Here is a 23,998-nt window from a genome sequence, read left to right as displayed (position 1 = left end):
ACCAATTACTCCTGATCTTCCAGATCGGCAGCAGCCAACCTTGCCGCCTGCAGCACAAGCGTTGAATACATACGCGACTCAGTAGCCAATTCATCACCCCACTTAGGCCAGATTCGAGAGATGTAAGTATCTCTACCCTCGCCCGTAAAGGCGAAGCTGTCATTAAAGGTATCGGCCATTTTCTTAAGTGACTTCTCTTCGTCATCGACCCATTTCCCACGACTAAAGCCAGCCTCAACACCAGCTAATGCGGTTTTCGGGAAGTAAGGCAATGGCGCTGTCATGCCTTGATAAAACAGTCGTACTAACTCAGCCAGCAAACTCTTCGCCTGCTGTACATCGCCAATCGGTTGTAGCGTTTGGTGAACCACGCCCTCTTTTCTGTCATAGCCAATAATATGAGTCGTTTTTCCGTGTCCCATCACTGCACAACATAAATGATCAATCCACGCTGCCAAATAATCTTGAGAGCGTATTTTACCGCTACGGAAACGCACTAGACCTGATTGATAGTTTTGAGTTAACCAACCCATCAAACGAACAGGTTTGCCTTCGCCTAACACATCAAATTCGATATTCACTTCGAGATCTTGTTGCGGTGAGCCGCTCACAAATCGAATCTCTTTGGCTAAGTCTTCCGCTTGAACACGGTTGGTTTCAAATTCGATATCACCAAAGGCGCCGACCGGTAATCGGCCCTGTGCTTTTTGCTCAGAGACAAACAATCGAACCGCTTCGTCTGCACCTTCAGGGTGGTCTAGCAGCACTTGCAGCAAAGCATCCTTAAGTTGGAAACTCTCTAAACCATTAAGTACAAATGGCTCATCGTCTTCCATTACCGGAAGCGGCGGCTCAAACACCACTTTTAGACGGCGATTAAAGAAGTACTGTACTGGCAAACGCCAAAAACGCTGTAACTCAACCAAATCGAGTTCTAACGGGTACGTCGCACCCAACAAATAGTCATCTAAGGCGCGATTGAATTCACCACTGCGCTCACCGGAACGGTTAGCTGCTGGAAGCCACTCTTTGGCATAGCTCAATACATGGCTTGCGTCACCTTGAGTAAACGCAGCAGGGCTGAACGGTGTCATGGTGTGTTCAAAGCTGATCGCTTGAGTCAGGTTGATACCTGAATCATCACTTGGTAGTGCTCGGTCTTCACTTAAGCAGTAGTTCTGTTGGCAGTACTCGATCAACTCTGAAACCAATACCGATGGCACTCGCTCGGTATTATCTTGAATCGAGCGGCCGACATAGCTGATGTATAAGCACTCTTGTGCTGACAACATCGCTTCTAAGAATAGATAACGGTCATCATCACGACGAGAACGATCACCTGGACGTGTGCGTCCGTTCATCAGGTCAAAACCTTCTGGTGGCATTGAGCGAGGGTAAACCCCGTCATTCATACCTAATAGACAAACGGTTTTGAACGGAATAGAACGCATCGGCATCAGGGTACAAAAGTTAACTTGACCCGCTAAGAAACGCTGGCTAATACGCGCACCAGATAACTTATTATTGAGGTACTGGTAGATAATGCTTGGCGACAACTCTTGCTCATACAAGGCATCATCAAGCTGTTCATTTAGTTGAGAAAGTGCATCACGAATCGACTTAAGCACCACCTCACCTTCCAGCTCAACCGCAAAGAAATCATCAATCATTTTCAGCAAGGTTTCACGCCACATATCGATTGATTGTGTTTCAGTCAGACGCTGGCGGTAATGAGCGATACGGTCAATAAAGTGCGCTAACTTACCCGCAAGTTCGGCGTTAATACCCTGAACTTCGTTATAAGCGGCAATCGGAGAGTGTTCAGTTTCAAACAAGCCCGCAGAGTCCGACATCGCATAGCCCAACAACATGCGCTGGATACCAAATAACCAAGTATTTTGCTCGGTTGCAGGTAGATCAAATTCCGTTGCGGTAGAAGAGTCGACGCCCCAACGGATACCCGCTTCTTCAACCCATTGCTTGGCTTGCTCGAATTGAAACTCATCAATACCAAAGCGCGCCATCATTGCAGGAATTTCTAATAGCTCTAGTAACTCAGACGCTAAACAACGCGTATTCGGTAGCGCGACCAGCTGCATGAAGGCAGTCAATATTGGGCTTTCTTGGTCGGCGGTTCTATCAGAGATCGAGTAAGGGATATAACGCTCACCAGGAGCATTACCAAATACCGCCTGAATCGCTGGGCTATAAGCATTAATGTCAGACACCATCACGATGATATCGCGTGGTTTCAGGGTCGGGTCGGCATCAAACATCGCCAATAGCTGGTCATGAAGAACTTCAACCTCACGCATTGGGCTGTGACACGCATGTACGGTCAGAGAGCGATCACCAAGCTCAACCACCTGTTTATGGTTGCTAGAATCTAAGATGTGGTCGTCTTGATGCTCTTCTAGCTGGAGAATGTCGGCTTGCAGTTGATGAAGCAGGTTATCCCTCTCAACATCAATAAAGAATTCATGTTCTTCGCTGTCTGATTGAGACAGCAAGAACAGGTTATCTCTACCCAATTTACCCATAGACGCAAGTAAACTATTACCGACGGCTTGGCTGGTGTGTAGTTCGTCTTCAACGTTGGCTTCAATGCCATCTTTCAATGGTGAGGCTTCGCCTTCAAGCTGAGGTAAACCATCAATCAAAGCAAACTGCTTGCGGCGCTGTGCTTCGACTCTTGCCAAGTATTTACGATCGCGAATATCGCCCCAGTAATGTTGGCAAGGATTGGTAAACATCAAGTGCACATCAATCTGCTCGCCAAGCGCTTTCAATGCATCCATGTAGCGAGGAGGCAACGAAGAAATACCAAACACAAATAAGCGTTTAGGCAGATGTTGCAGTTGACCTTGTTGCTTGGCTAGCGCTTCAATGAAGTCGTGATACAAGTTGCCACGGTGATATTTAGATTGGCCTTGAGACAAGGTTTTCTCATAGAGTGCTTGCCACAAAATCGGTTGCCAAGGGTGCTCTTGTTGTCCCTCATCATCGATAAGTTCTGCAACGGGCTCTCCCGCTTCCCACATCGCCATCCATTCAGGTCGATACACCAAGTAACCATCGAAGATATCGGCAATTTTTTCTGCCAATTGATACAACTTCGAATCATCTTCGTCGTTTTCAAGGTAGCGTTGTAGAGGTAAAAAATCAGGGTGGTCAAGCTTAGCGGGTAGCAAACTCATCAGCTTCCACGTCATCGCTTCTTTGTTAAAAGCACTGCGTTTAGGAACATCTGGAAGTACTTGGGTAAACATATCCCAAATGAAGGTTGCTGGAAGTGGGAAATCGATATTTGCTGCTACGCCAAACTCTTTGGCGAGTTCCATCTTAAGCCATTGAGACATACCTGGGCTCTGAACCAAGATCTGCTCTTTTTCGAAAGGATTGGCTAAAGGATCACTTTTGATTAAGTGAACGAGAAGGATTTTTAAAGTATCAACTTTATTGGAATGGTAAACAGTAAACAAAGTGCACTCACGCTAATCTTGCCACAATATAAAGCCAGATTAGCATAAGTGCCGTGTTTGGATTAGGAATATAAGCTTATGAAATACTGAAAACTTAAGGTCCGTTTATCTTTTGAACTATTGCTTCTTACAATCTACTACCTACCGCGCTTAGAACACGGTGAGGTTTGTAATTCATGTAATAACGAACCGCCACATAACCCACTACAAACGTTGCCACAATTAATTCTAGATACGCTAGGTTGAACACTTGATCCACATAGTGAGCTTCCACACCAACAGTTTGCATCCAAGCCGCCAATTTGAATAACGCCGTTGCACCAATCACGATTGGGAAAGTAAACGCCGCATAGCCTGGGCTGAATGGCAGACGAAGTAGTTTGAAGAACGCTGCGTAAATGATGAACGTCATTAGCACTGCAATACCAAACAATAGACCGATGATAACTGGCGAAGGATTTGCCGTCACCGTTAGGTAGCCAGCTAGAGATAGACTTGCTGGTGCCGCCATAATCGCAATGGTTGGCTTTGCTGCGTCAGGCACTTCATGAGAGAAGATCAAACGGTAAACCATCACAGGCAACATTACCGCATAGATCAACAAACCAAAGACCAAAACAGCATTTGCAACAGGCTCTAGAGTTGGATTACCAGAGAAAGAAACATCCGCAACAACGATACCGATTGGTGGTACAAACCAGCTAGGAACCATATGGTGAATCTCAAACTGTTTTGCTCTGTGGTATAAAAAGCTCACCAAGAACACAACATGTAATGCAACAGATGCTAGCCAAACACTTTCGCTGAGGAAGGTCGAAATTGGAGCCAACGAAGCAGACACTACCATACAACCCATCGCGAATGTGGGTACAACACTGCCAACAACAGGATGTGCAAGGTCTTCACGTAATAAGTGGCCGTGAATCAAAAACTTCACAGCTAAAACAAGAAGTAAGCACCCAGCAATCGCTGCGCTTATCCATTGAACCAAACCCGGTGTATGTAAGATATCTTGTGATACCAATACACCATCCCAGCACCAGCCTAAGCTTGCTATTGCTAGTGCCAACCCTGCCATGGGTGTTGGAGCTCCTGTTAGTCTATATTTAATACGTTGAATCATGTCAGCCTCTCTTAAACTTGATTCACTAAACTTGTGAACTCATTCGCTTGTTGAAGCCATAATATGCTTGCGATTCGTTAAATAATATCCAATTATATGTAACAAGCGTTCATCAATACTGAACATAATCCATTTTCACCAGCAGAGTAAAACTAGGAATCTGATGGCTAATATTTCAATTAAACAACTTAAAGTGTTCGTCACTATTACTCAGCACTCAACATTGACCGCTGCCTCTGAGGCGCTGTTTCTCTCTAAAGCTGCTGTCAGCATGGCGCTAGGCGAAATGGAGAAACAACTCGGTCACTCTCTATTTGACCGGGTTAATAACCGATTAATTCTCAATCAAGAAGGACAAAAGCTTCTTCCTTTGGCGGATGAGATATTACATCGTGCTGCTGGTATTGATGTTTTGTTCCGTGACGACCAGCCTTTAAGTGGCAATCTAAAGGTCGGTGCGAGTGACACAATTGGTAATCAGGTCGCACCGTTTATTCTGTCTGGCTTTCGTGAACGAACTCAACATCAGGATCAAAGCTTGTTCATTTCAAACAGTGCGCTGATCTGCCAAAAGTTGGTGGATTATGAACTTGATATCGCGCTAATTGAAGGAAAAACATTACACCCTGAACTCATTTCGAGTCAGTTTAGCAGCGATGAAATGTGTATTATTGTTAGTAATCAACATCCTCTCGTTTCAAAAGAAAAAGTGACTTTAAGCGATTTAGAAGATAGTCACTGGATTCTACGTGAATCAGGCTCAGGGACTCGCGAGTTTTTCCTTCGTGCCGTCGCACCGCGTATCGAACACTGGTATGAATCCTTTGAACTCAACACCACCGAGGCGATCATCAATTCAGTTTCTGCCAATCTTGGATTCGCGTGTTTATCACGACTGGCGGCGCAACGAGCAATTGACTCAGGCCGAGTGAAAGCACTCGATGTCCCACTCGACATGAAACGACGTTTCTGGATGCTGGTACACAAAGACAAATACCAGAGCCCGCTGCTGAAATCTTTCATGAGTTATTGTGAAGACTGGGCTACACATCAAGATTGAGGCCGCATTGTTAGGGCTCCAACTGGACTTTTAACATCAGAAACTGTATAAAAAGCCAGTAAAATTTATCAAACTTAGAGGATTAACCATGGCTGTTATCGTCAAGTACGTGGTCGAACGCAACGGAGAAGAGAAAATGACTTTTACCTCTAAAGCCGAAGCTGACGCATACGACAAAATGCTGGATATGGCTGATGAGCTTTTTGAACTGTTAAGCAAAAGCGACTTAGTTGAAGATGAAGGCAAGCAAGAAGAACTTGCAATGTACCTAGCGAAGAATAAAGAAGAAGTTCTTTATGCATTAGGTGCTAAGCGCAAACCAGCTCCGAAAAAAGAAAAGAAACTTGAAGCTGTTGAAGACGCAGAAGAAGATGCAGCGTAACTAGCTGATACCTCTGTTGAAAACGTCAATGACACCTCTAATTAGAGCTCGTTATTGGCGTTTTTTTATACTTATCGAAATATAATGAACTCTGTTTATAGTCGAAATCGCTCTAAACATTCGCTTGCATGAAAGTGTGATAAAGATCTAATCTATAGCCATCAGGTGATGGGGTTCCACCTAAGCTTTTGCTTCAACCGCCCGTTCTTTCGAACAGTGCTAATGACTCCTACAGAATCGAAAACAGGTAATACTGTTGGATGTATCGCTATTCCTCCATTTTGAAATGGGCTTAGTCTCTTAAGACCGAGCTTCATGACACCTTTGGATTATCGATACTCAAGATCTGTAGTGAATTAGCCGCACCTCTTCCAACACGTCCTGTTTTCTCAACACTCTAGGTCTTCAATGACTCTAACTGTGAGAAAACATTATGCACTACTCTTCAGAAATTCAATCAATGTGCCCTATTCAAAGGGGTGATCTGCACACTTCAGCGCCAATTCCAGTTGAAGGCGCTATGGTTAGTCCAAAAGACGTTATCGCTATTTCTGGCTTAAGCCATGGCGTCGGCACTTGTGCACCACAACAAGGTGCAGCAAAACTAACGCTGAACGTAAAAAACGGCATCATCGAAGAAGCACTAATCGAAACGATTGGTTGTTCAGGCATGACTCAATCAGCCGCGATGGCAGCCGAAATCCTCACCGGAAGAACCATTCTTGAAGCCCTAAATACCGACTTAGTGTGTGACGCTATTAACGTAGCAATGCGCGAGATCTTTCTGCAATTTGTTTACGGTCGAACTCAGTCTGCTTTCTCTGAAGGCGGTCTAGAAATTGGCGCCGCATTAGAAGACTTAGGTCAAACACAACGCAGCCAAGTGGGTACTAGCTACTCAACCGCAGCGAAAGGCGTACGTTACCTAGAGCTTGCAGAGGGTTACGTGACCAAGCTTGCACTTGATGACCACAGCGAAGTGATTGGCTACGAGTATCTCAACCTCGGCAAAATGATGAAGGCGATAAATCAAGGTATGTCAGCCAATGAAGCTGCAGACCTTGCTATGGGAACTTACGGTCGCTTCGATGAAGCCGTAACCACCATTAACCCACGCCAACAATAATTTTTGCCAATTTAGAGGAAAGATATGATGAACACTCAATTTAATGAATCAGTAACTCGCGTATTGGCAGAAATGAACTTCGACTCTTTAGAGCAAGCGAACCAATACTGTAAATCACACAATGTCGACCCAAAAGCCATGGTGATGGACACCCAACCTATTGCTTTTGAAAGCGCTGCCGATGCTTATATTCTTGGCTCAGCACTGGCGTTATTTCGCAAAGCAACCAACGCTGAACAAGCTGCAAATATCATTGGTGAAGGCCTTCAAGCATTCACTAAACCCGGCAGTGTTGCTGAGCAACGTCAAGTGGGTATAGGCCACGGCGCATTGGCTGCACGTCTTCTAAATGAAGAAAGCCACTGCTTTGCTTTCCTTGCGGGCCATGAATCTTTTGCTGCTGCAGAAGGTGCGATTAAAATCGCACTCAACGTCAACAAATCACGTCACAACCCATTGAAGGTAATACTCAATGGTCTAGGTAAAGATGCGGCTTACTTAATCTCTCGCATCAATGGTTTTACCTATGTTCGCACTCAATACGATTACCAAACGGGTGAACTTGTTGAAACAGAACGTCGCCGTTTCTCACAAGGCCCTCGCGGAGAGATCTTGTGTTACGGCGCTGATGATGTACGTGAAGGCGTAGCAATCATGCACAGAGAAGAAGTGGATGTAAGTATTACGGGTAACTCAACTAACCCAACGCGCTTCCAACACCCTGTTGCAGGTATCTACAAAGCAGAACGTACTCGCCAAGGTTTACCTTACTTCTCAGTTGCTTCAGGCGGCGGTACAGGTAGAACATTGCACCCAGATAACGTGGCAGCTGGCCCAGCGTCTTACGGCATGACAGATACCATGGGCAGAATGCACGCTGACGCTCAGTTTGCAGGTAGCTCTTCTGTTCCGGCTCACGTGGCAATGATGGGCTTCATCGGTATGGGTAACAACCCAATGGTCGGTGCGACAGTTGCATTGGCTGTGGCGGTGAGCGAATCTTTGAACGCATAACGACAAAATTGAGCGCCGCAATCTATCCATTGCTTGATTCCGTTAATTGAGAATCAAGCAATAACGGACGACCAAAACTCTACACCTATCACTAAAACCAAACAGCCAGCCTTATGCTGGCTGTTTTTTATTCACACTTGCTCTACTATCTATTTCTAATAATTATTTGTATCTAAGATTAAATACACAAACTATTAGGGCGTGTTGACCTTTCGTGGTTAAATTTTGTTCGAGATAAAAGCGTTTTAATCGCGGCGAGGGAGAAGTAGCCTAGTCATTCTAAGCAAATCTCCCTCAACAAAGATTAAAACGCTTTTAGCCGAACCCTTCGGGCAGCGTTTGCTGGTCATTTCTACTACGTTATCGGCTTCTCATGTAGGCCAGCTACACGTCAAAGCCTCTGCCTTGTATAAATGCCCAGCAACTCGCTGCAAAAATCAGCTCGAAAGCTCAACACGCCCTAGTATTTAACTGCATCTTTTCAAAGGAATAATATGAAAGAGCTCATCATTCATACCATTACCGTGTTCATGGGCTTTTTTGCCATTATGAACCCTATCGCTAATACGCCCATCTTTCTTGGATTAACCGGTGATAATGATAGGGAAACGGTTAAATCTATCGCATTCCGATCGGTACTTATCGCCTTCGTTATCGTCAGTACTTTTGCGATTTCTGGCAAACTGATCTTTGACCTCTTTGGTATCACGCTGTACGCACTGCGTATCACAGGCGGCATTCTGGTCTTTTTGATTGGCTTTCACATGCTGCAAGGTGATTCAACACATTCAAAAGCAAAAGAGAAAGTAAACTCAGATGCCCAGCGAGACGCAGCGCTAAGTATCGCAGTATCACCTTTGGCCATGCCCATACTGGCTGGACCGGGCACCATTGCCACTGCGATGAACTTTGCTAGTACCGAGGGGATTTACGAGACCATCATTACCATCGTGGCATTTGGCCTCCTCTGCACCCTAACCTACGTATTGTTTGTGTTCGGCGAACGCTTCGTTAAAGCCGTAGGGCCAAGTGCACTGAACGTGATTACTCGAATGATGGGCTTGATACTCGCCGTTATCGGTATGCAAATGTTGATTGAAGGGATTGAACAAGCTTATAAGGCGTTGTTTATCTAGCATCTAATTCCACTGATTTTTATACAAAAATAGCCAGCAATTCGCTGGCTATTTTCTTTGTCGTTTTTGTTTATGAGTTATAAATTAGTTCGCAGGGCAGCCTTTTACTTCTAAACCATTGCTCATATAGATTAGCTCACCATCCACTGGTGCGTAATTCGCAGCAGTGACATCTGGGTTCTTAACGAAGAACTCGCGCAGCACAGCGGCATCCGTCAACTGCGTCGACTCAACATCAATTACTGGGTAGTCATCACCACCAGCCGCACTGAAACTGATAACAGAGAACGTATAAGTATCGGTTAAGCTAAAAGTTTTATTGTTAATTTCTCTAATGGTCACATCACTCAAATCACAGTCGACAGTTAAGCTAATATTATCCAATTGTGCATAAGCGCCAGATCCTGCCGTCTTAGTCGCAACAACGTCTAAATACGCTTTTACTTCAGCACCCGTCATTGTTGCTTTGGTTACAAAATTGCCAAAAGGTTGGACTGTAAGTACATCACGATAAGCAATGTCACCTACCGCAATTGAGTCACGAACACCACCGGAATTCATCACACCGAAGTCAGCGTCCACTAAATCGTAAGTACGGTAAGCGTGACCTAATAAATGACCAAGGTTGGTTTGCTCTGCGCGCACAACATCACGGTCACCTTCAAGCTTCGCATCGGTTTTCGATATGATCACATCCAACAACTCTTGACCTTGTTGCTGATAGGCGGAAAGAGTAGCAATTACTGTTGAATTAGGTTCAATTTCAGATTGGATAAATTGGTAATCACCATTTTCATCTTTCTCTTTTAAGTTCACAGGTATCAGGTCGTACTTCGCTAAATGCAGCTTTCCGTCATAAAACTCAAAATCAGCTCTACCGACATACTTGCCCCACTCATGAGCTTGCATGATATAGGTACCATTTTGTTGATCCGGCTTACAATCATCTCCTGGGTTGAAATCAGCATATTCGTTGCCTTCCATGCAAACCGGATTTTGAGAGTGCCCGCCGATAATTGCATCTAGCTGACCTTCCTCTAGAGAGCGTGCTAGTAGCACATCACCAGGCGCTTCACTGCCGTGTTGACCATTAGCATAATGCCCCATATGCGTGGTAGCAAAAATCAGATCAACCGTTTCATTGGCCTCGATCTCTTTTATGGCTTTTTTAATTTCGACTTGTGGGTCGGCAAAGTGAATCGTCGCGACATTGTCAGGGTTAACTAATTTCGCCGTATCTTTGGTTGTTAGGCCAATAACCGCAACTTTTAAGCCATTGATGGTGAATACTTTATATGGAGAGAAAAGGCGTTCATCAGTAACTGTGTCTCCATCTTTGATATAAATATTCGCCGCAAGCATCGGGAAGTCAGCTAGCTCAGATTGCATCTCAAGCACATCCAAGGTGTTGTCGAATTCATGGTTACCTAATGCCATCGCATCGTAACCAAGAAGGTTCATGCCAACAAAATCTGGTACCGCATCCTGCATATCAGACTCTGGAACACCAGTATTAATGTCACCACCGGACAGTAGGATCGTCTCACCACCGTTTTGAGTCACTTCCGCACGAATACTATCAATCAACGTCTTACGAGCCGCCATTCCATACTCACCCTTACTATTTTCCCAGAAGCGACCATGGTTATCGTTAGTATGTAAAACCGTAAACTTGGTACAAGAGTCCGCAGTGTCACATGTCACCGTGATGTCATCATTATCCGAGCCACAGCCAACCATCGCTACGCCGATAGAGAGCACCAGTAAAGACTTAGTAAAATTCATAGAAGATCCTTTATTAATCGTTTTAATGTCGTTATGGCAGGCAATATACTGACATCTTGCAGGGTTTTAGTGATCGTTCTCTTAATTACATGTCTGGAAAATTGAGTATTTACCCTAACTGTAGGCACAAGCGATTAATCAACAGAAGTCGAATAATTCTGATAATAAACATGAATTTATAAAGAAAGTGTGACTCACTCTATTGATACGGCTAACAAGAGGATGGACTAAAGATAAGTGTCAGGTGTGGAAATGAAATGGCACCGCGCTACTTAAGTAAGCACGCCCATATTTAAGAGCGAGGTATAATATCCGGATAATGAAAACTATCTCTCAAAAGACAAGCAATATCATTTTACAGACTTTATCCCGATACGCCCTTTCATAACGAGGGCGCTCTCTTTATGATGAACGCAATTAAATTAACTTTGCTAACGGCAGCGCTTGTTATTCGAGTCGCTGTTATGGAATAGCAAAATCAAGACTCAACACATGGAGATTCAACATGGCTTACTTTTCACTAGCCTTCGGTACGGCAACCAAAAACCGCGACAATAAAATCATTGAAGCGTTCTTCCCTAACCCACTTCTAAACCCAAGCGACGCTCTTGTAGCTGCTGTAGCTGAAGTGTCAGGTTACGCTGAAGGCAACCAAGCTATCGAAATCTCTGCTGCACAAAGCGCAGAACTGGCGAAAGCATTCGCAGCAAACGACGATGCAGCAAACGCATCTTTCGCAGAAAAAGCAGCAGCATCTGAGCAGCCACTTGTTCTTGTTGTTCTTGCGGCTGACGAGAAGCCAGCATCAGTTGCTGAAGGCTTCCTAAAGCTACAACTTATCTCTAACCGCCTAGTACAACCACACGGTACAGTACTAGACGGCATCTTCGGTCTACTGCACAACATCGCATGGACAAACGAAGGCCCAATCGACCTTCCTGAGCTACCAGAGCGTCAAATCGAAGCTCGCCTTGCGGGTCGCGCTCTGTCTGTAGATTGCGTAGACAAGTTCCCTAAAATGGTGGATTACGTAGTACCAACAGGTATTCGTATTGCTGATACTTCTCGTGTTCGTCTTGGCGCACACGTAGGCGAAGGCACAACGGTAATGCACGAAGGTTTCATCAACTTCAATGCGGGTACTACTGGCGTGAGCATGGTTGAAGGTCGTATCTCTGCGGGTGTTGTTGTGGGTAACGGTTCAGACATCGGCGGCGGCGCTTCTATCATGGGTACTCTGTCTGGCGGCGGTACTATGGTTATCTCTATCGGCGAAAACTGCCTGCTAGGCGCAAACGCGGGTCTTGGCTTCCCAATGGGCGACCGTTGCACGGTTGAGTCTGGTCTTTACGTGACTGCAGGTACTAAAGTTCGCATGCTAGATAAAGAAGGCAACGAAGTAGAAATCATTAAAGCCCGTGACCTTGCTGGCGTTTCTGACCTTCTGTTCCGTCGTAACTCGATTACTGGCCAAATTGAATGTCTTGCGAACAAGTCTGCTGTTGAACTGAACAGCGAGCTACACAGCAACAACTAATCTACGCGCTAGATGCTAGAAAATACGAAGCCGCTGGGGTTAAATCCAGCGGCTTTTCTTTTATAGCGGTAAAACAGGGAAGGTTATGCTTTTTCTGCTGCTAGCTGTTCAAGAGCTTGAATCGAAGTCTCTGAAACCAATGTTCCATCCATGTAGTAACTGACCTTGTCACCATCACGAATCCCCGTCAGAACAGCCTTCTGACCATCGTTATAAGTGATGTCCATTTGAATGGTGTTCTCATCGATCTGTTGCATCTCACCCCATTCAATATGGCGATTATTGAACCCAAGTGGTGCATCTTTCAGTGAATCATCGAGGCTATCGTTCACATCAATCATAGTATCGACTTTACTATCGAATATATGAGGCGCGCCAGTCAGTGGGTTTTTACCCGCCCAGAATTCTATTGAGTTAAATACAATGTAATCGGCTGCGGTTGTTAGCGCGTAAACTGGCGCAAGCAAGAAGTTAACCCCGGCACGAGCGTAACGGTTATCTACAACCTCTACGTTGAACTTCATTAATTTCCCAGTAACGGCGTTACTACCGACACACCCAGCTAACGACATGACAATCGCTGCCACTGCAACTGCTTTTGTGATTGTTGTTTTCATAGATCCCTCTTATGCCACGATGATTGATTCAGTTTTTGAACGGCCAAATTGAATTGTTCTTGTATGAATACAAGAAATGATGGCCTAACAAATTGATTCCATAACATTTAGCGTAGTGGAGATTTTTAGAACAGCAAACTGCAAACGTTAATTTTTTCGCTCTGGTTCCTAAATTTTGAAAATAAAAAAGCGCAGACCTTTCGATCTGCGCTTTTCATTTTTTCTTAACCTAGCCTAGATTAATGCGGCCTGTAAGAAAGTGATTAACCCACATTCTTACGTGCGTTTTGGAACATGCGCATCCAAGCGCCGTTCTCGCCCCAACCTTCTGGAGACCAAGAGTTTGCAACCGTGCGGAATACACGCTCTGGGTGCGGCATCATGATAGTCACGCGGCCATCGGTCGTTGTTAGACCAGTGATAGCGTTTGGCGAACCGTTCGGGTTATTCGGGTATTGCTGCGTTTGGTTACCGTTGTTATCAACGTAACGTAGAGCAACCGTACCTGAGTTTTCAATCGCGTTTAGGTGGTCGTTATCACGCACTTCTACGCGGCCTTCACCGTGAGAAACAGCGATTGGCATACGAGAACCTTCCATGCCGTTGAAGAATACTGAGTCAGACTTCTGAACTTCAACTAGGCTGAAACGAGCTTCAAAACGCTCAGATTCGTTACGAACGAAACGTGGCCAGTACTCAGCACCCGGGATAAGTTCACGCAGGTTAGACAACATCTGACAACCGTTACACACACCTAGAGAGAAAGTATCTTCACGCTTGAAGAAGTTTTCAAATTGGTCACGAGTAGAGTCGTTAAATAGAACCGACTTAGCCCAACCTTCACCAGCGCCCAGTACATCACCGTAAGAGAAGCCACCACATGCCACAAGGCCGTTGTACTCTTCTAGTACCGCTTGACCCGTTAGGATGTCGCTCATGTGAATATCAGTCGCTTCGAAGCCTGCGCGGTCAAATGCTGCTGCCATTTCAACGTGAGAGTTAACACCCTGCTCACGGAGAATCGCCATCTTAGGCTTAGCGCCTGTATTTATCATAGGAGCATTGATGAATGGCGCTGCAATGTCTTCGTTTACGTCAAAGCTTAGGCTAACGTTTAGACCTGGGTCTGAGTTGTCTTTTTTCGCTTCATGTTCTTGGTCTGCACAGATTGGATTATCACGTAGACCTTGCATTTTATGCGTAGTCTCAGCCCAGATAGTACGTAGTTCAGTACGGTTACGCTGGATTACAACGTCTGTGCCTGACTTAATCACTACTTCATCTGATGCTTCCCCTTCACCAACAACGCTGCCAATCACATGTGAACATGCTTCTAGGCCATTTGCTGCAAGAGTAGAAAGAACTGCGTCTAGGTCGTCGTTACGAACTTGGATAACTGCACCTAGCTCTTCGTTAAAGAGTGCCGCAAGCGTATCTTCGCTGTTCTCTGATGCAGATAAAAGCGCTGCAATATCAGCATTAACACCACAGTGACCTGCGAACGCCATTTCAGCTAGCGTTACGAATAGACCACCATCGCCTTTATCGTGGTAAGCGACAACTTGGTCGTTCGCTACAAGTGCTTGAATGCCTTCGTAGAAACCTTTTAGTTGTGCTGCATTGTCTACGTCTGCTGGCTTGTCACCAAGCTGCTTGTAAACCTGCGCTAGTGCTGTAGCACCCATACGGTTTTTGCCGTTACCTAGGTCGATAAGTACTAAGCTTGTAGCGCCTAAGCCTTCAAGGTTATTCGGGGTACGAAGCTGAGGAGTAATCGTCTTACGAACATCTTCAACACGTGCAAACGCAGTGATAACAAGAGATAGCGGAGATGTGACTTCTTTCTGCTCGCCATTCTCTTCCCACTTAGTCTTCATCGACATTGAGTCTTTACCCACAGGGATAGTTAGACCCAGTGCTGGACATAGTTCTTCACCTACGGCTTTAACCGCTTCGTAAAGGCCTGCATCTTCACCAGGGTGACCTGCTGGAGACATCCAGTTAGCTGACAATTTAATGTGTTTAATATCGCCGATGTTGGTCGCTGCGATGTTAGTGATTGCTTCACCAACCGCTAGACGAGCTGATGCGCCGAAATCTAGTAGTGCTACTGGCGTACGCTCACCAAGAGACATTGCCTCACCGTGGTAAGAGTCGTAACTTGCTGCTGTTACTGCACAGTTAGCAACAGGAACCTGCCATGGGCCAACCATTTGGTCACGAGCCACAAGGCCTGTTACCGAGCGGTCACCGATAGTAATAAGGAATGTTTTCTCTGCCACTGTTGGTAGGCGAAGAATACGGTCAACCGCTTCGTTTAGTTCGATACCAGAACGGTCAATCGCAGGGTTGTTTGCTTTTAGCGTCTTCGCGTCACGGTGCATCTTAGGCGTTTTACCTAATAGGATGTCCATCGGCATGTCGATTGGCGTGTTGTCGAAGTGTGAATCTTCTAATTTAAGATCACGTTCTTCTGTTGCTTTACCAACAATCGCGAATGGAGCGCGTTCACGCTTACAAATCGCTTCAAATGTCGCTAAGTCTTTATCAGCAACCGCCATTACGTAACGCTCTTGAGATTCGTTACACCAGATCTCAAGTGGGCTCATGCCCGGCTCATCGTTTGGCACGTCACGTAAGTTAAAGATACCGCCACGCTCGCCATCGTCGACTAGCTCAGGAAGTGCATTCGAGATTCCGCCCGCGCCCACGTCGTGGATAAATGCGATTGGGTTCGCATCACCAAGCTGCCAACAACGGTCGATAACTTCCTGACAACGACGTTCCATCTCTGGGTTTTCACGTTGTACAGAAGCAAAATCTAAGTCTTCAGAAGAAGAACCAGAATCCATTGAAGATGCAGCACCGCCACCAAGGCCGATGTTCATTGCTGGACCGCCAAGAACAATTAGGCTTGCACCTACTGGGATCTCTTTCTTCTGAACATGATCATCACGAATGTTACCTAGACCACCAGCCAGCATGATTGGCTTGTGGTAACCACGTACTTCTTCACCTGCGTGAGAGTTTACTTTCTCTTCGTAAGTACGGAAGTAACCTAATAGGTTTGGACGACCAAATTCGTTGTTGAATGCTGCGCCACCAAGAGGACCTTCAAGCATGATATCCAAAGCAGTAACGATACGGCTTGGCTTACCAAAGTCTGTTTCCCAAGGTTGAACGAAGTTCGGAATTTTCAGGTTAGATACAGAGAAAGCAACAAGGCCTGCTTTTGGCTTACCGCCAATACCAGTCGCGCCTTCATCACGGATTTCACCGCCTGAACCTGTCGATGCGCCCGGCCATGGAGAGATTGCCGTTGGGTGGTTGTGCGTTTCAACTTTCATCAAGATGTGTGTTTTTTCTTGGTGGTAGTTGTATTGGCGAGTTTCTGGATCTGGGAAGAAACGACCGACTTCAGAACCTGTCATTACCGCTGCATTATCTTTATAAGCAGACAGAACGTGTTCTGGTGTCGTTTCAAAGGTGTTCTTAATCATCTTGAACAATGATTTTTCTTGCTTAACGCCATCGATAGTCCAATCAGCGTTAAAGATCTTGTGACGACAGTGCTCTGAGTTCGCTTGTGCAAACATCATTAGCTCGATGTCAGTCGGGTTACGACCTAGCTTCTCAGTGAAGCTTTCAAGAAGGTAATCAATTTCGTCTTCTGCAAGTGCTAGACCTAGGGTAACGTTTGCTTTTTCAAGCGCTTTACGTCCACCAGTTAGTAGGTCAACTTCCGCATAAGGAGCAGGCTCAGCAACAGTGAACAGTGCCGCCGCTGATTCGAAGTCAGTGAAAACCACTTCCATCATACGGTCGTGCAGAATGGCTTTCAGCTCAACAAGTTGAAGCTCAGAAAGTTCAGAAGAGGTTTCAATGTAGAAAGCAGTACCGCGCTCTAGACGTGACACTTTAGCCAGTCCGCAGTTGTGTGCGATATCTGTTGATTTTGAAGACCAAGGCGAGATAGTGCCCGGGCGTGGCGTTGCAAGCAGCAGTAAACCTTCAGGTTCATGCTCTTCAATCGTTGGACCGTAAGTCAGTAGCTTTTCTAGCTTCTCAACTTCAGACTCATCTAGGTCTGCCGTTAGATCAGCAAAGTGGGCAAACTCAGCGTAAATACCTGTTACAGGTAAGCTTAATTCACGACAAAGCTCTAAAAGCTTGTTAACACGAAACTCAGATAGAGCTGGGGAGCCACGCAAAATTCTCATGTGCTTACGTCTCTTATGCAGTTGATTAAGGTAGTATTGGAATAAATTCAGTGGGTTATAGGAACAACCTAACTGTTTTCTTCGAAGCTATTCCCGAAGGTTGCCAAACCTATGCCGATTCCACCTCTTCAATGCGAGCGCATTATAAAGCATTTCTTTTTGTGACGTAACACCAAAAGCAACCGTTTGCGTTATTTTTTTTATCTTTCTGTGTAAATGGTACTTTTGCTGCATTTATCAGCACTTTTACAACTGTTTAAATAAACCTGCTTTGCCAGCCTTGCGGGGTTTGGTATAAAGGGGCTTCCACTTTTCGAGATTTCATTTTGATGCCTAAATTTACGCTCATCTTTTCGTCTAAGTTCCTTCTGCTCGCTATTGCCCTATTTGGGTTGGCTGGATGCCAGATTGAATCTGAACCTAAAAGTGTCCTTGAGCAGATACGAGAGCGTGGCGTTCTTCGTGTCGGCACCCTGAATAACCAACTCTCTTATTACATCGGTCCAGATGGTCCTGCTGGCTTGGACTACGAGTTAGCTCGCGAGTTTGCAGAAGAGCTTGGTGTAAAGCTTGAGGTTAAACCTGCTTACCGTCTATCCGGCCTATTTCCTGCCTTAAAGAAAGGCGAGATCGATCTTATCGCAACGGGGTTAACACAAAACAGCAACCTGACACGTGCCTATCGCGCCGCGCCCGCTTATTACTATGTAAGCCAGCAGGTCGTGTACAAAAAAGGCCAGTGGCGACCAAGAAACCTTGAGCAACTGATCAAGTTCGAGAATGAACGTCAGGCTGATTTCGTAAAAGCACAAACTGAATCAGAAGAGGTAGCGACTACTGACACATTGACGCCATCTTTGGTTGTAGTGAAAGACTCACACTTTGAGCCAACATTAAAACAGCTGCAAAACACACACGATGACTTTATCTACGATGCGATCGGCAATGCTGATATCAACGACTTGCTAAAAGAAGTCTCTACAGGGGAACGCTTGTTTACTGTGGCGGATTCGATTGAGCTGTCACTCGCACAACGTTTATACCCAGACGTCGCTTTGGCTTTTGAACTTACAGAAGACCAACCGATCTCTTGGTATTTACAGAAGTCTGAAGATGAGAGCCTTTATGCGCTGCTGATTGAGTTTTTCGGTAACCTAAAGCAGTCTGGTGAGCTCGCTTCACTGGAAGAGAAATATATTGGCCATATCGGCACCTTCGATTATGTCGATACTCGTGCCTTTATCCGCGCCTTGGATAGCAAGCTGCCAAAATGGTCTCCACTGTTTCAGAAATATTCGCAAGAATTTGATTGGCGCTTGATTGCTGCTTTGGCATACCAAGAGTCACACTGGAATCCTGTCGCACGCTCTCCAACCGGTGTTCGAGGCATGATGATGTTAACGCTACCAACTGCGAAGAGCGTTGGTGTGACCAATCGTCTTGACCCTAAACAGTCGGTACAAGGCGGGGTTGAATACCTGCGTCGTATCGTTAACCGAGTGCCCGACTCAATCACTCAACACGAAAAGATCTGGTTTGCGCTTGCCTCATATAACGTAGGTTACGGGCACATGATGGATGCTCGTCGCTTAACCAAAGCACAAGGCGGTGATCCTGACGCTTGGGGTGATGTGAAAGACAGGCTTCCTCTACTAAGACAGAAGAAGTACTACAGCAAAACTCGTTACGGTTATGCGCGTGGTGATGAAGCAAGGAATTACGTTGAGAACATTCGCCGTTATTACCAAAGCATTATCGGCCATGTGAATAAGCGTAATAAAGAGGAAGAAGCGAGCCTTGAAGATTTAGTTGTTATCCCACCTTTAGATATCTCGGGCGCTGAATCGACAATCAGTGCGGCTGAATCCGCTGTCGATGAAGCTGAGTCTTCCAAATAAAAAAAGAGCAATGCTATATAGCGTTGCTCTTTTTTTTATACATGAGCCACTGGTTCGTATTGAGAAACTAAACCAGCAAAGTGACCGTTAAATTTGAGGTGTCATATTGCAGTAACAATCGAACTTTATAACGTCACACCATAAGCGACATCATGCTCGGTTGGATTCAGATACTAACCATTGCAAGAGTGGTTCAGAAAGCTAACGCTAAGTTCGCGACAGAGCTCATAAACAAATAACCACTATAATTAAAACTGAAGTCATAATTACAAAGCCAGACGACAAATAGGAAATCGTTGAAATGATGAAGAGTAAACTGAAATCGAAGCGCCTTGATAAGACCGTTGCTGCAAACCGTCGTAAGCGTATGCTTTCAAATAATAAGAAGAAAATCATTTGGCGCAACCGTACTTTCATGCAGATACTTTCTGAGTAAATATACCGAGTAAGCTTTCTGCGGCACTCTTGCTATCGAGAGTGCCGAAAGCTTGCTGTTATTTTTTGTTACAGACCTTGTTTTTGTTACAGACCTTGTTCTTGTTGCTGACCTTATTCTTATTACTTGCCTTGTCAGATTCTAAACACTGCTCTTCCAACAGACGCTCAAGCTTTCGCTTTTCTTTTATTTCTTTTCTACGACGTTTAAAAAACGCCTGCAGTTGCTCACGGCACTCTTGTTCTAACAAACCATTTTCCACGTCTGCATAGTGGTATGAGGCTTGGCTTTCAAAGAGATTTAACACCGTACCTGCTGCACCCGCTTTTAAGTCAGGAGCCCCAAACACAATGCGCTTTACTCGGCTGTGTAACAAGGCACCTGCACACATTGGGCAAGGCTCAAGCGTGACGTATAACGTGGTATCGAGTAAGCGATAGTTTTCTAAAGCTTGTCCAGCTTTACGCAAAGTTTCGATTTCTGCGTGTGCCGTGGCATCGTGGCTTCCAATAGAACGGTTCCAACCTTCAGAAATAATCTCACCCTCTTTTACCAACACGGCACCAACGGGAACCTCTCCCTCTTTCTCAGCTTGCTTAGCAACCTCAATGGCGCGTCGCATGAAGATTTCATCTTGAGGGGTGAATTGATGGTCTGACAAAGGGAACTCCAGAAAACAAAGGATAAGAACAAAAAAAGGTATGCGTAGAAGCATACCTAATCTTAGTGATTATGAACAATAAAGAGATAACGAACAACAAGCGCGGGCTTGTTCGTTAAATATCTAGCGACTTATCTAACTAATAGCATCGCCTAGCTCATTGACTATTTTTGTCGCTTTCACACTCACAATACGGTTGTTCTCGACCGAGATAATTTCAAACTGCCATTGCTGGCACTGAACGACTTCTCCCGTATCGGGTAAACGCCCGATTAGCCAAGTCACAAGGCCATTCAATGTTTGGAAGCCTTCGCTTTCCCCTTCTAACTCTGACAGCTCTAGGCGATTCTTGAGCTCACTGATAGGGATCAAACCATCCACCAGCAATCCGTCTTCCACTTGCTCTGTCCAAAGGTCATTAGGGTTATTGGATAACTCACCTGCAATCGCTTCGAGAATATCGTAATGAGTCACAAGGCCTTGCACATCGCCATACTCGTCAACAATGAATGCCATCTCGGTACCCGACTCTTTAAAATAGCCAAGTAGCCGCAGTGCCTTCATCGATTCTGGAACATAGATCGGCGACTTAGACAGTCCCATGATCACTTGAATACTTAAATTGCCCGCCTGATTCAGCAAGGCTTTGGACGACACCGTACCGACCACTTTATTGAGATGGTCTTGGCATAGTGGAAATACACTGTGCTTTGAAGAGCGTAGTTTCTTAAATATCTGCTCTACAGGTTGCTCAATATCTAGAAAGTCGACGTCTCGACGTGGCGTCATCAACGAGCTTACAAGGCGATCATCAAGCTGCAAGATATTACGAATCATCTCTTGCTCGCCGCGCTCAATCACTCCAGATTCTGAGCCCTCTTTCACCAGTGCATGGATATCGTCTTCAGTGACACTGTCTTCTTCACCGCCACGTCCCATTAACTTGAGAATACCTTCGGTTGAAGCCGACAACGCAAATACAAACGGCGTCGCGATTTTAGATAACCAGAAGATTGGCAGCGCGACTAACACAGCAATGTTTTCAGCTTGGGATTGAGCAAAACGCTTTGGCACTAGCTCACCCACAACAATCGCGAAGTAAGTAATACCGACAACGACGACCGCAGTAGACAAGATATTCGCTTGTGTTGGGTCGAATCCCCACAGCTCAAGTTGAACGGCCAGTGGCGCAGAGAGCGTCGCCTCGCCCACAATACCGCTGAGTAGGCCGATTACCGTAATACCGATTTGAATGGTTGAAAGGAAGCGGGTTGGGTTTTCTTTGAGCTCTAGAGCAATCTGAGCGGAGCGATGTTTTTCGGCTAAGCGTTTCAGCCGACTATTCTTTGCTGCTACCAGTGCAATCTCTGACATGGCAAACAGACCATTTAAAACAATTAACCCTACTAAAAGCAGAATCTTCATGTGGCTTGGATTTCCTAATTTTACCGGCCAACAATTAGCCGTGATCCGGAGTATAAGCTGAGTGCCTTTATTTTGAATATAAAAAAGTTTTGGATATAGAAAGTTTGGGATATAAAAAATCTTGGCTATAAACATCTTGGATAAAAAAACGGAAACAGATGGCGAAAAAAAGCCCGCACATTTCGGTGCGGGCTTCGATGATTTTTATGTTGGTTTGTTTTGCTTTTCTTACTTAGCTTACATTGTGTAAGTGTAAGGAGCTTGGATACCTAGTGGGATACCAAGAGCCCAGTAACCTAGCAAGAAGATAGACCAACCGATTAGCATAGCAATCGAGAATGGCATCATTAGAGAAGCTAGAGTACCAATACCTGTCGACTTAACGTAGCGTTGACAGTAAACAACAACCAGTGGGAAGAACACCATCAGTGGAGAGATGATGTTAGACACTGAGTCACCTACACGGTAAGCCGCTTGAGATAGCTCTGGAGAGATACCCACAACCATTAGCATAGGAACTAGGATAGGACCAATCAGTGCCCACTTAGCTGAAGCAGAACCTACAAGAAGGTTAACTGCAGCCGTTAGTAGAATCATACCAACAACCGTTGCTTCACCAGGAAGATCCATCGCTTTCAGGCCTTCAGCACCGTAAAGCGCCAGCATAGTACCGATGTTTGATTGAGCAAATGCAGATAAGAACTGAGCACAGAAGAACGACATTACAATGTATGCGCCCATCGTTGCCATTGTCTCAGACATCGCTTTGATAACATCGTTACTATTCTTGAATGTACCCGCTACACGGCCGTAGACGATACCCGGAATAATAAACAGAATGAAGATCAGAGGAACGATAGACTTCATTACTGGTGCTGAGAACGCCGTTAGTTCACCTTCAGGCGAACGAAGTGCTGAGTTTTCAGGAACCAAAGCTGCGATAAGCAGACCAATACCTGCAACCATTGCCCAACCAGCGAATTTGAATGCTTTAGATTCAATCGCTGTGAACGTACCTAGATCAGGTGCTTGTTCAGCATCTTCATCTACTGGAGTTTTTGCAAGACGAGGTTCAATGATCTTCTCTGTCACGTACCAACCGATACCAACAATGAGAACTGAAGACAAACCAGTAAAGAAAATGTTCGCTAGAGGGTTAACCACGTATGCAGGGTCAAGAACGTTTGCCGCTGTTTGAGTGAAGCCTGCTAGTAGCGGGTCAATACCTGAAGGAATGAAGTTCGCTGAGAAACCACCTGATACACCAGCAAACGCTGCTGCAATACCCGCTAGAGGGTGACGACCCGCTGCGTGGAAGATGATACCGCCAAGAGGGATTACTAGAACGTAACCTGCATCTGCTGCTGTGTGAGACACGATAGCAACAAGGATTAGCATTGGCGTTAATAGCTTAGCTGGCGTGAAGTTCAACATCTTCTTAAGGCCAGTCGTAATGAAGCCTGAAGAGTCAGCAACGCCAACACCTAACATAGCAACAAGTACGATGCCTAGCGGTGCGAAGCCTGTGAACGTGGTAACCATATTCGCTAGGAAGCTAGCAAGCGCTTCACCAGTTAATAGGTTGTTTACTTCTAGAGCAGCACCCGTTTGAGGGTTGATTAGGTCGAATGAAAGATTCGATAAAAGTGCAGATGCTACCCATACGATAACTAGAGCCCAGAAGAACAGAATTGCAGGGTCTGGAATTTTGTTGCCGGCGCGTTCAATGAAGTTTAGAAAGCGGTCCATCCCACTGATCTTCTCAGTCGATGGTGCTTTTTTTACAGCTTGGTTACTCATTGTAACTCCATATGTGATGTTGTTTGTTTAGGCCTAATAAAAGTTTTGACCATGGCCTATTGGTACAGCACATATTCTATTAAAGTCGCTGTTAAAAAGCACAAGGTTCCACATCATTTTCCATAAATGGAGACATATTTTGCAAAAATACTGTACAACAGCAACAATATAAAAACACAAAAAACACCATTCCATATACAGAGTTTTAACTGGCACGTAAACAATGTCCGAGGAGTGAAAACTATCAGTAAAGGGGATGCGTAGGCCTTGGCATGCAGTAAACGTTTGCTTAATAG

The 23,998-nt window shown here is 45.3% G+C and carries 16 protein-coding genes and 1 riboswitch; of the genes, 8 read left to right on the top strand and 8 right to left on the bottom strand.

Features of this window, described 5'->3' with window-relative positions:
- Positions 1–5: 5 nt before the first annotated feature.
- Together recC and OCU90_RS03450 are read right to left on the bottom strand one after the other, a co-directional pair.
- Positions 6–3,482: an exodeoxyribonuclease V subunit gamma gene (gene recC / locus OCU90_RS03455; protein WP_061024011.1), complete on the bottom strand. Its 3,477-nt coding sequence runs from the start codon at positions 3,480–3,482 to the stop codon at positions 6–8.
- 127 nt (positions 3,483–3,609) lie between these two features.
- Entirely contained in the window at positions 3,610–4,605 is a 996-nt protein-coding gene (locus OCU90_RS03450) for a TDT family transporter (protein WP_061024007.1), read from the bottom strand.
- A 163-nt stretch (positions 4,606–4,768) separates the two neighbouring features.
- On the opposite strand from OCU90_RS03450, the gene OCU90_RS03445 reads away from it, so the two are divergent.
- From OCU90_RS03445 to OCU90_RS03425, 5 genes are all read left to right on the top strand, one after another.
- Entirely contained in the window at positions 4,769–5,665 is an 897-nt protein-coding gene (locus OCU90_RS03445) for a LysR family transcriptional regulator (protein WP_004735186.1), read from the top strand.
- A gap of 88 nt (positions 5,666–5,753) precedes the next feature.
- Positions 5,754–6,047: a YebG family protein gene (locus OCU90_RS03440; protein WP_004735185.1), complete on the top strand. Its 294-nt coding sequence runs from the start codon at positions 5,754–5,756 to the stop codon at positions 6,045–6,047.
- 155 nt (positions 6,048–6,202) lie between these two features.
- A riboswitch (Fluoride riboswitch) is annotated at positions 6,203–6,286 on the top strand.
- A gap of 194 nt (positions 6,287–6,480) precedes the next feature.
- Positions 6,481–7,173 (top strand): iron-sulfur cluster assembly scaffold protein, encoded by a 693-nt coding sequence (locus OCU90_RS03435; protein ID WP_017084447.1) that lies wholly within the window; start codon positions 6,481–6,483, stop codon positions 7,171–7,173.
- 24 nt (positions 7,174–7,197) lie between these two features.
- Positions 7,198–8,187, top strand: a complete 990-nt coding sequence (locus OCU90_RS03430; RefSeq protein ID WP_061024005.1) for a GGGtGRT protein — start codon at positions 7,198–7,200, stop codon at positions 8,185–8,187.
- Positions 8,188–8,681: 494 nt separating this feature from the next.
- Positions 8,682–9,323 (top strand): MarC family protein, encoded by a 642-nt coding sequence (locus OCU90_RS03425; RefSeq protein ID WP_017079911.1) that lies wholly within the window; start codon positions 8,682–8,684, stop codon positions 9,321–9,323.
- 84 nt (positions 9,324–9,407) lie between these two features.
- Here the strand turns inward: OCU90_RS03425 and ushA are convergent, their stop codons facing one another.
- The gene (ushA, locus tag OCU90_RS03420; RefSeq protein WP_061024003.1) at positions 9,408–11,108 is read right to left on the bottom strand and encodes a bifunctional UDP-sugar hydrolase/5'-nucleotidase UshA; all 1,701 of its coding nucleotides are present in this window, start codon (positions 11,106–11,108) and stop codon (positions 9,408–9,410) included.
- Positions 11,109–11,613: 505 nt separating this feature from the next.
- On the opposite strand from ushA, the gene dapD reads away from it, so the two are divergent.
- On the top strand, positions 11,614–12,645 hold the full coding sequence (gene dapD / locus OCU90_RS03415; RefSeq protein ID WP_004735181.1) for a 2,3,4,5-tetrahydropyridine-2,6-dicarboxylate N-succinyltransferase: 1,032 nt from the start codon (positions 11,614–11,616) through the stop codon (positions 12,643–12,645).
- A gap of 83 nt (positions 12,646–12,728) precedes the next feature.
- Here dapD and OCU90_RS03410 read toward each other — a convergent pair whose 3' ends face one another.
- Together OCU90_RS03410 and purL are read right to left on the bottom strand one after the other, a co-directional pair.
- Positions 12,729–13,262: a DUF3332 domain-containing protein gene (locus tag OCU90_RS03410; RefSeq protein ID WP_061024000.1), complete on the bottom strand. Its 534-nt coding sequence runs from the start codon at positions 13,260–13,262 to the stop codon at positions 12,729–12,731.
- A 263-nt stretch (positions 13,263–13,525) separates the two neighbouring features.
- Positions 13,526–17,482, bottom strand: a complete 3,957-nt coding sequence (gene purL / locus OCU90_RS03405; RefSeq protein ID WP_061023998.1) for a phosphoribosylformylglycinamidine synthase — start codon at positions 17,480–17,482, stop codon at positions 13,526–13,528.
- A 329-nt stretch (positions 17,483–17,811) separates the two neighbouring features.
- On the opposite strand from purL, the gene mltF reads away from it, so the two are divergent.
- Entirely contained in the window at positions 17,812–19,380 is a 1,569-nt protein-coding gene (gene mltF, locus OCU90_RS03400; RefSeq protein WP_061023996.1) for a membrane-bound lytic murein transglycosylase MltF, read from the top strand.
- A gap of 301 nt (positions 19,381–19,681) precedes the next feature.
- A complete protein-coding gene (locus tag OCU90_RS03395) occupies positions 19,682–19,816 on the top strand; it encodes a hypothetical protein (RefSeq protein ID WP_261809212.1) in 135 nt (44 codons plus the stop codon).
- A 58-nt stretch (positions 19,817–19,874) separates the two neighbouring features.
- Here OCU90_RS03395 and tadA read toward each other — a convergent pair whose 3' ends face one another.
- The 3 genes from tadA to OCU90_RS03380 all read right to left on the bottom strand — a co-directional run bounded on the left by tadA (position 19,875) and on the right by OCU90_RS03380 (position 23,702).
- Complete coding sequence (gene tadA, locus OCU90_RS03390; protein ID WP_061023994.1) at positions 19,875–20,531, bottom strand: tRNA adenosine(34) deaminase TadA; 657 nt, start codon at positions 20,529–20,531, stop codon at positions 19,875–19,877.
- 81 nt (positions 20,532–20,612) lie between these two features.
- A complete protein-coding gene (locus OCU90_RS03385; protein WP_061023992.1) occupies positions 20,613–21,902 on the bottom strand; it encodes a hemolysin family protein in 1,290 nt (429 codons plus the stop codon).
- 237 nt (positions 21,903–22,139) lie between these two features.
- Positions 22,140–23,702 (bottom strand): AbgT family transporter, encoded by a 1,563-nt coding sequence (locus OCU90_RS03380; RefSeq protein ID WP_004735172.1) that lies wholly within the window; start codon positions 23,700–23,702, stop codon positions 22,140–22,142.
- Positions 23,703–23,998: the final 296 nt, after the last annotated feature.

It is taken from the genome of Vibrio splendidus (assembly GCF_024347615.1).
In the GTDB taxonomy this organism is placed as follows: Bacteria; Pseudomonadota; Gammaproteobacteria; order Enterobacterales; family Vibrionaceae; genus Vibrio; species Vibrio splendidus.
Note: the sequence above shows the minus strand (reverse complement) of the source record. Positions and strands in the feature narration are given on the sequence as shown.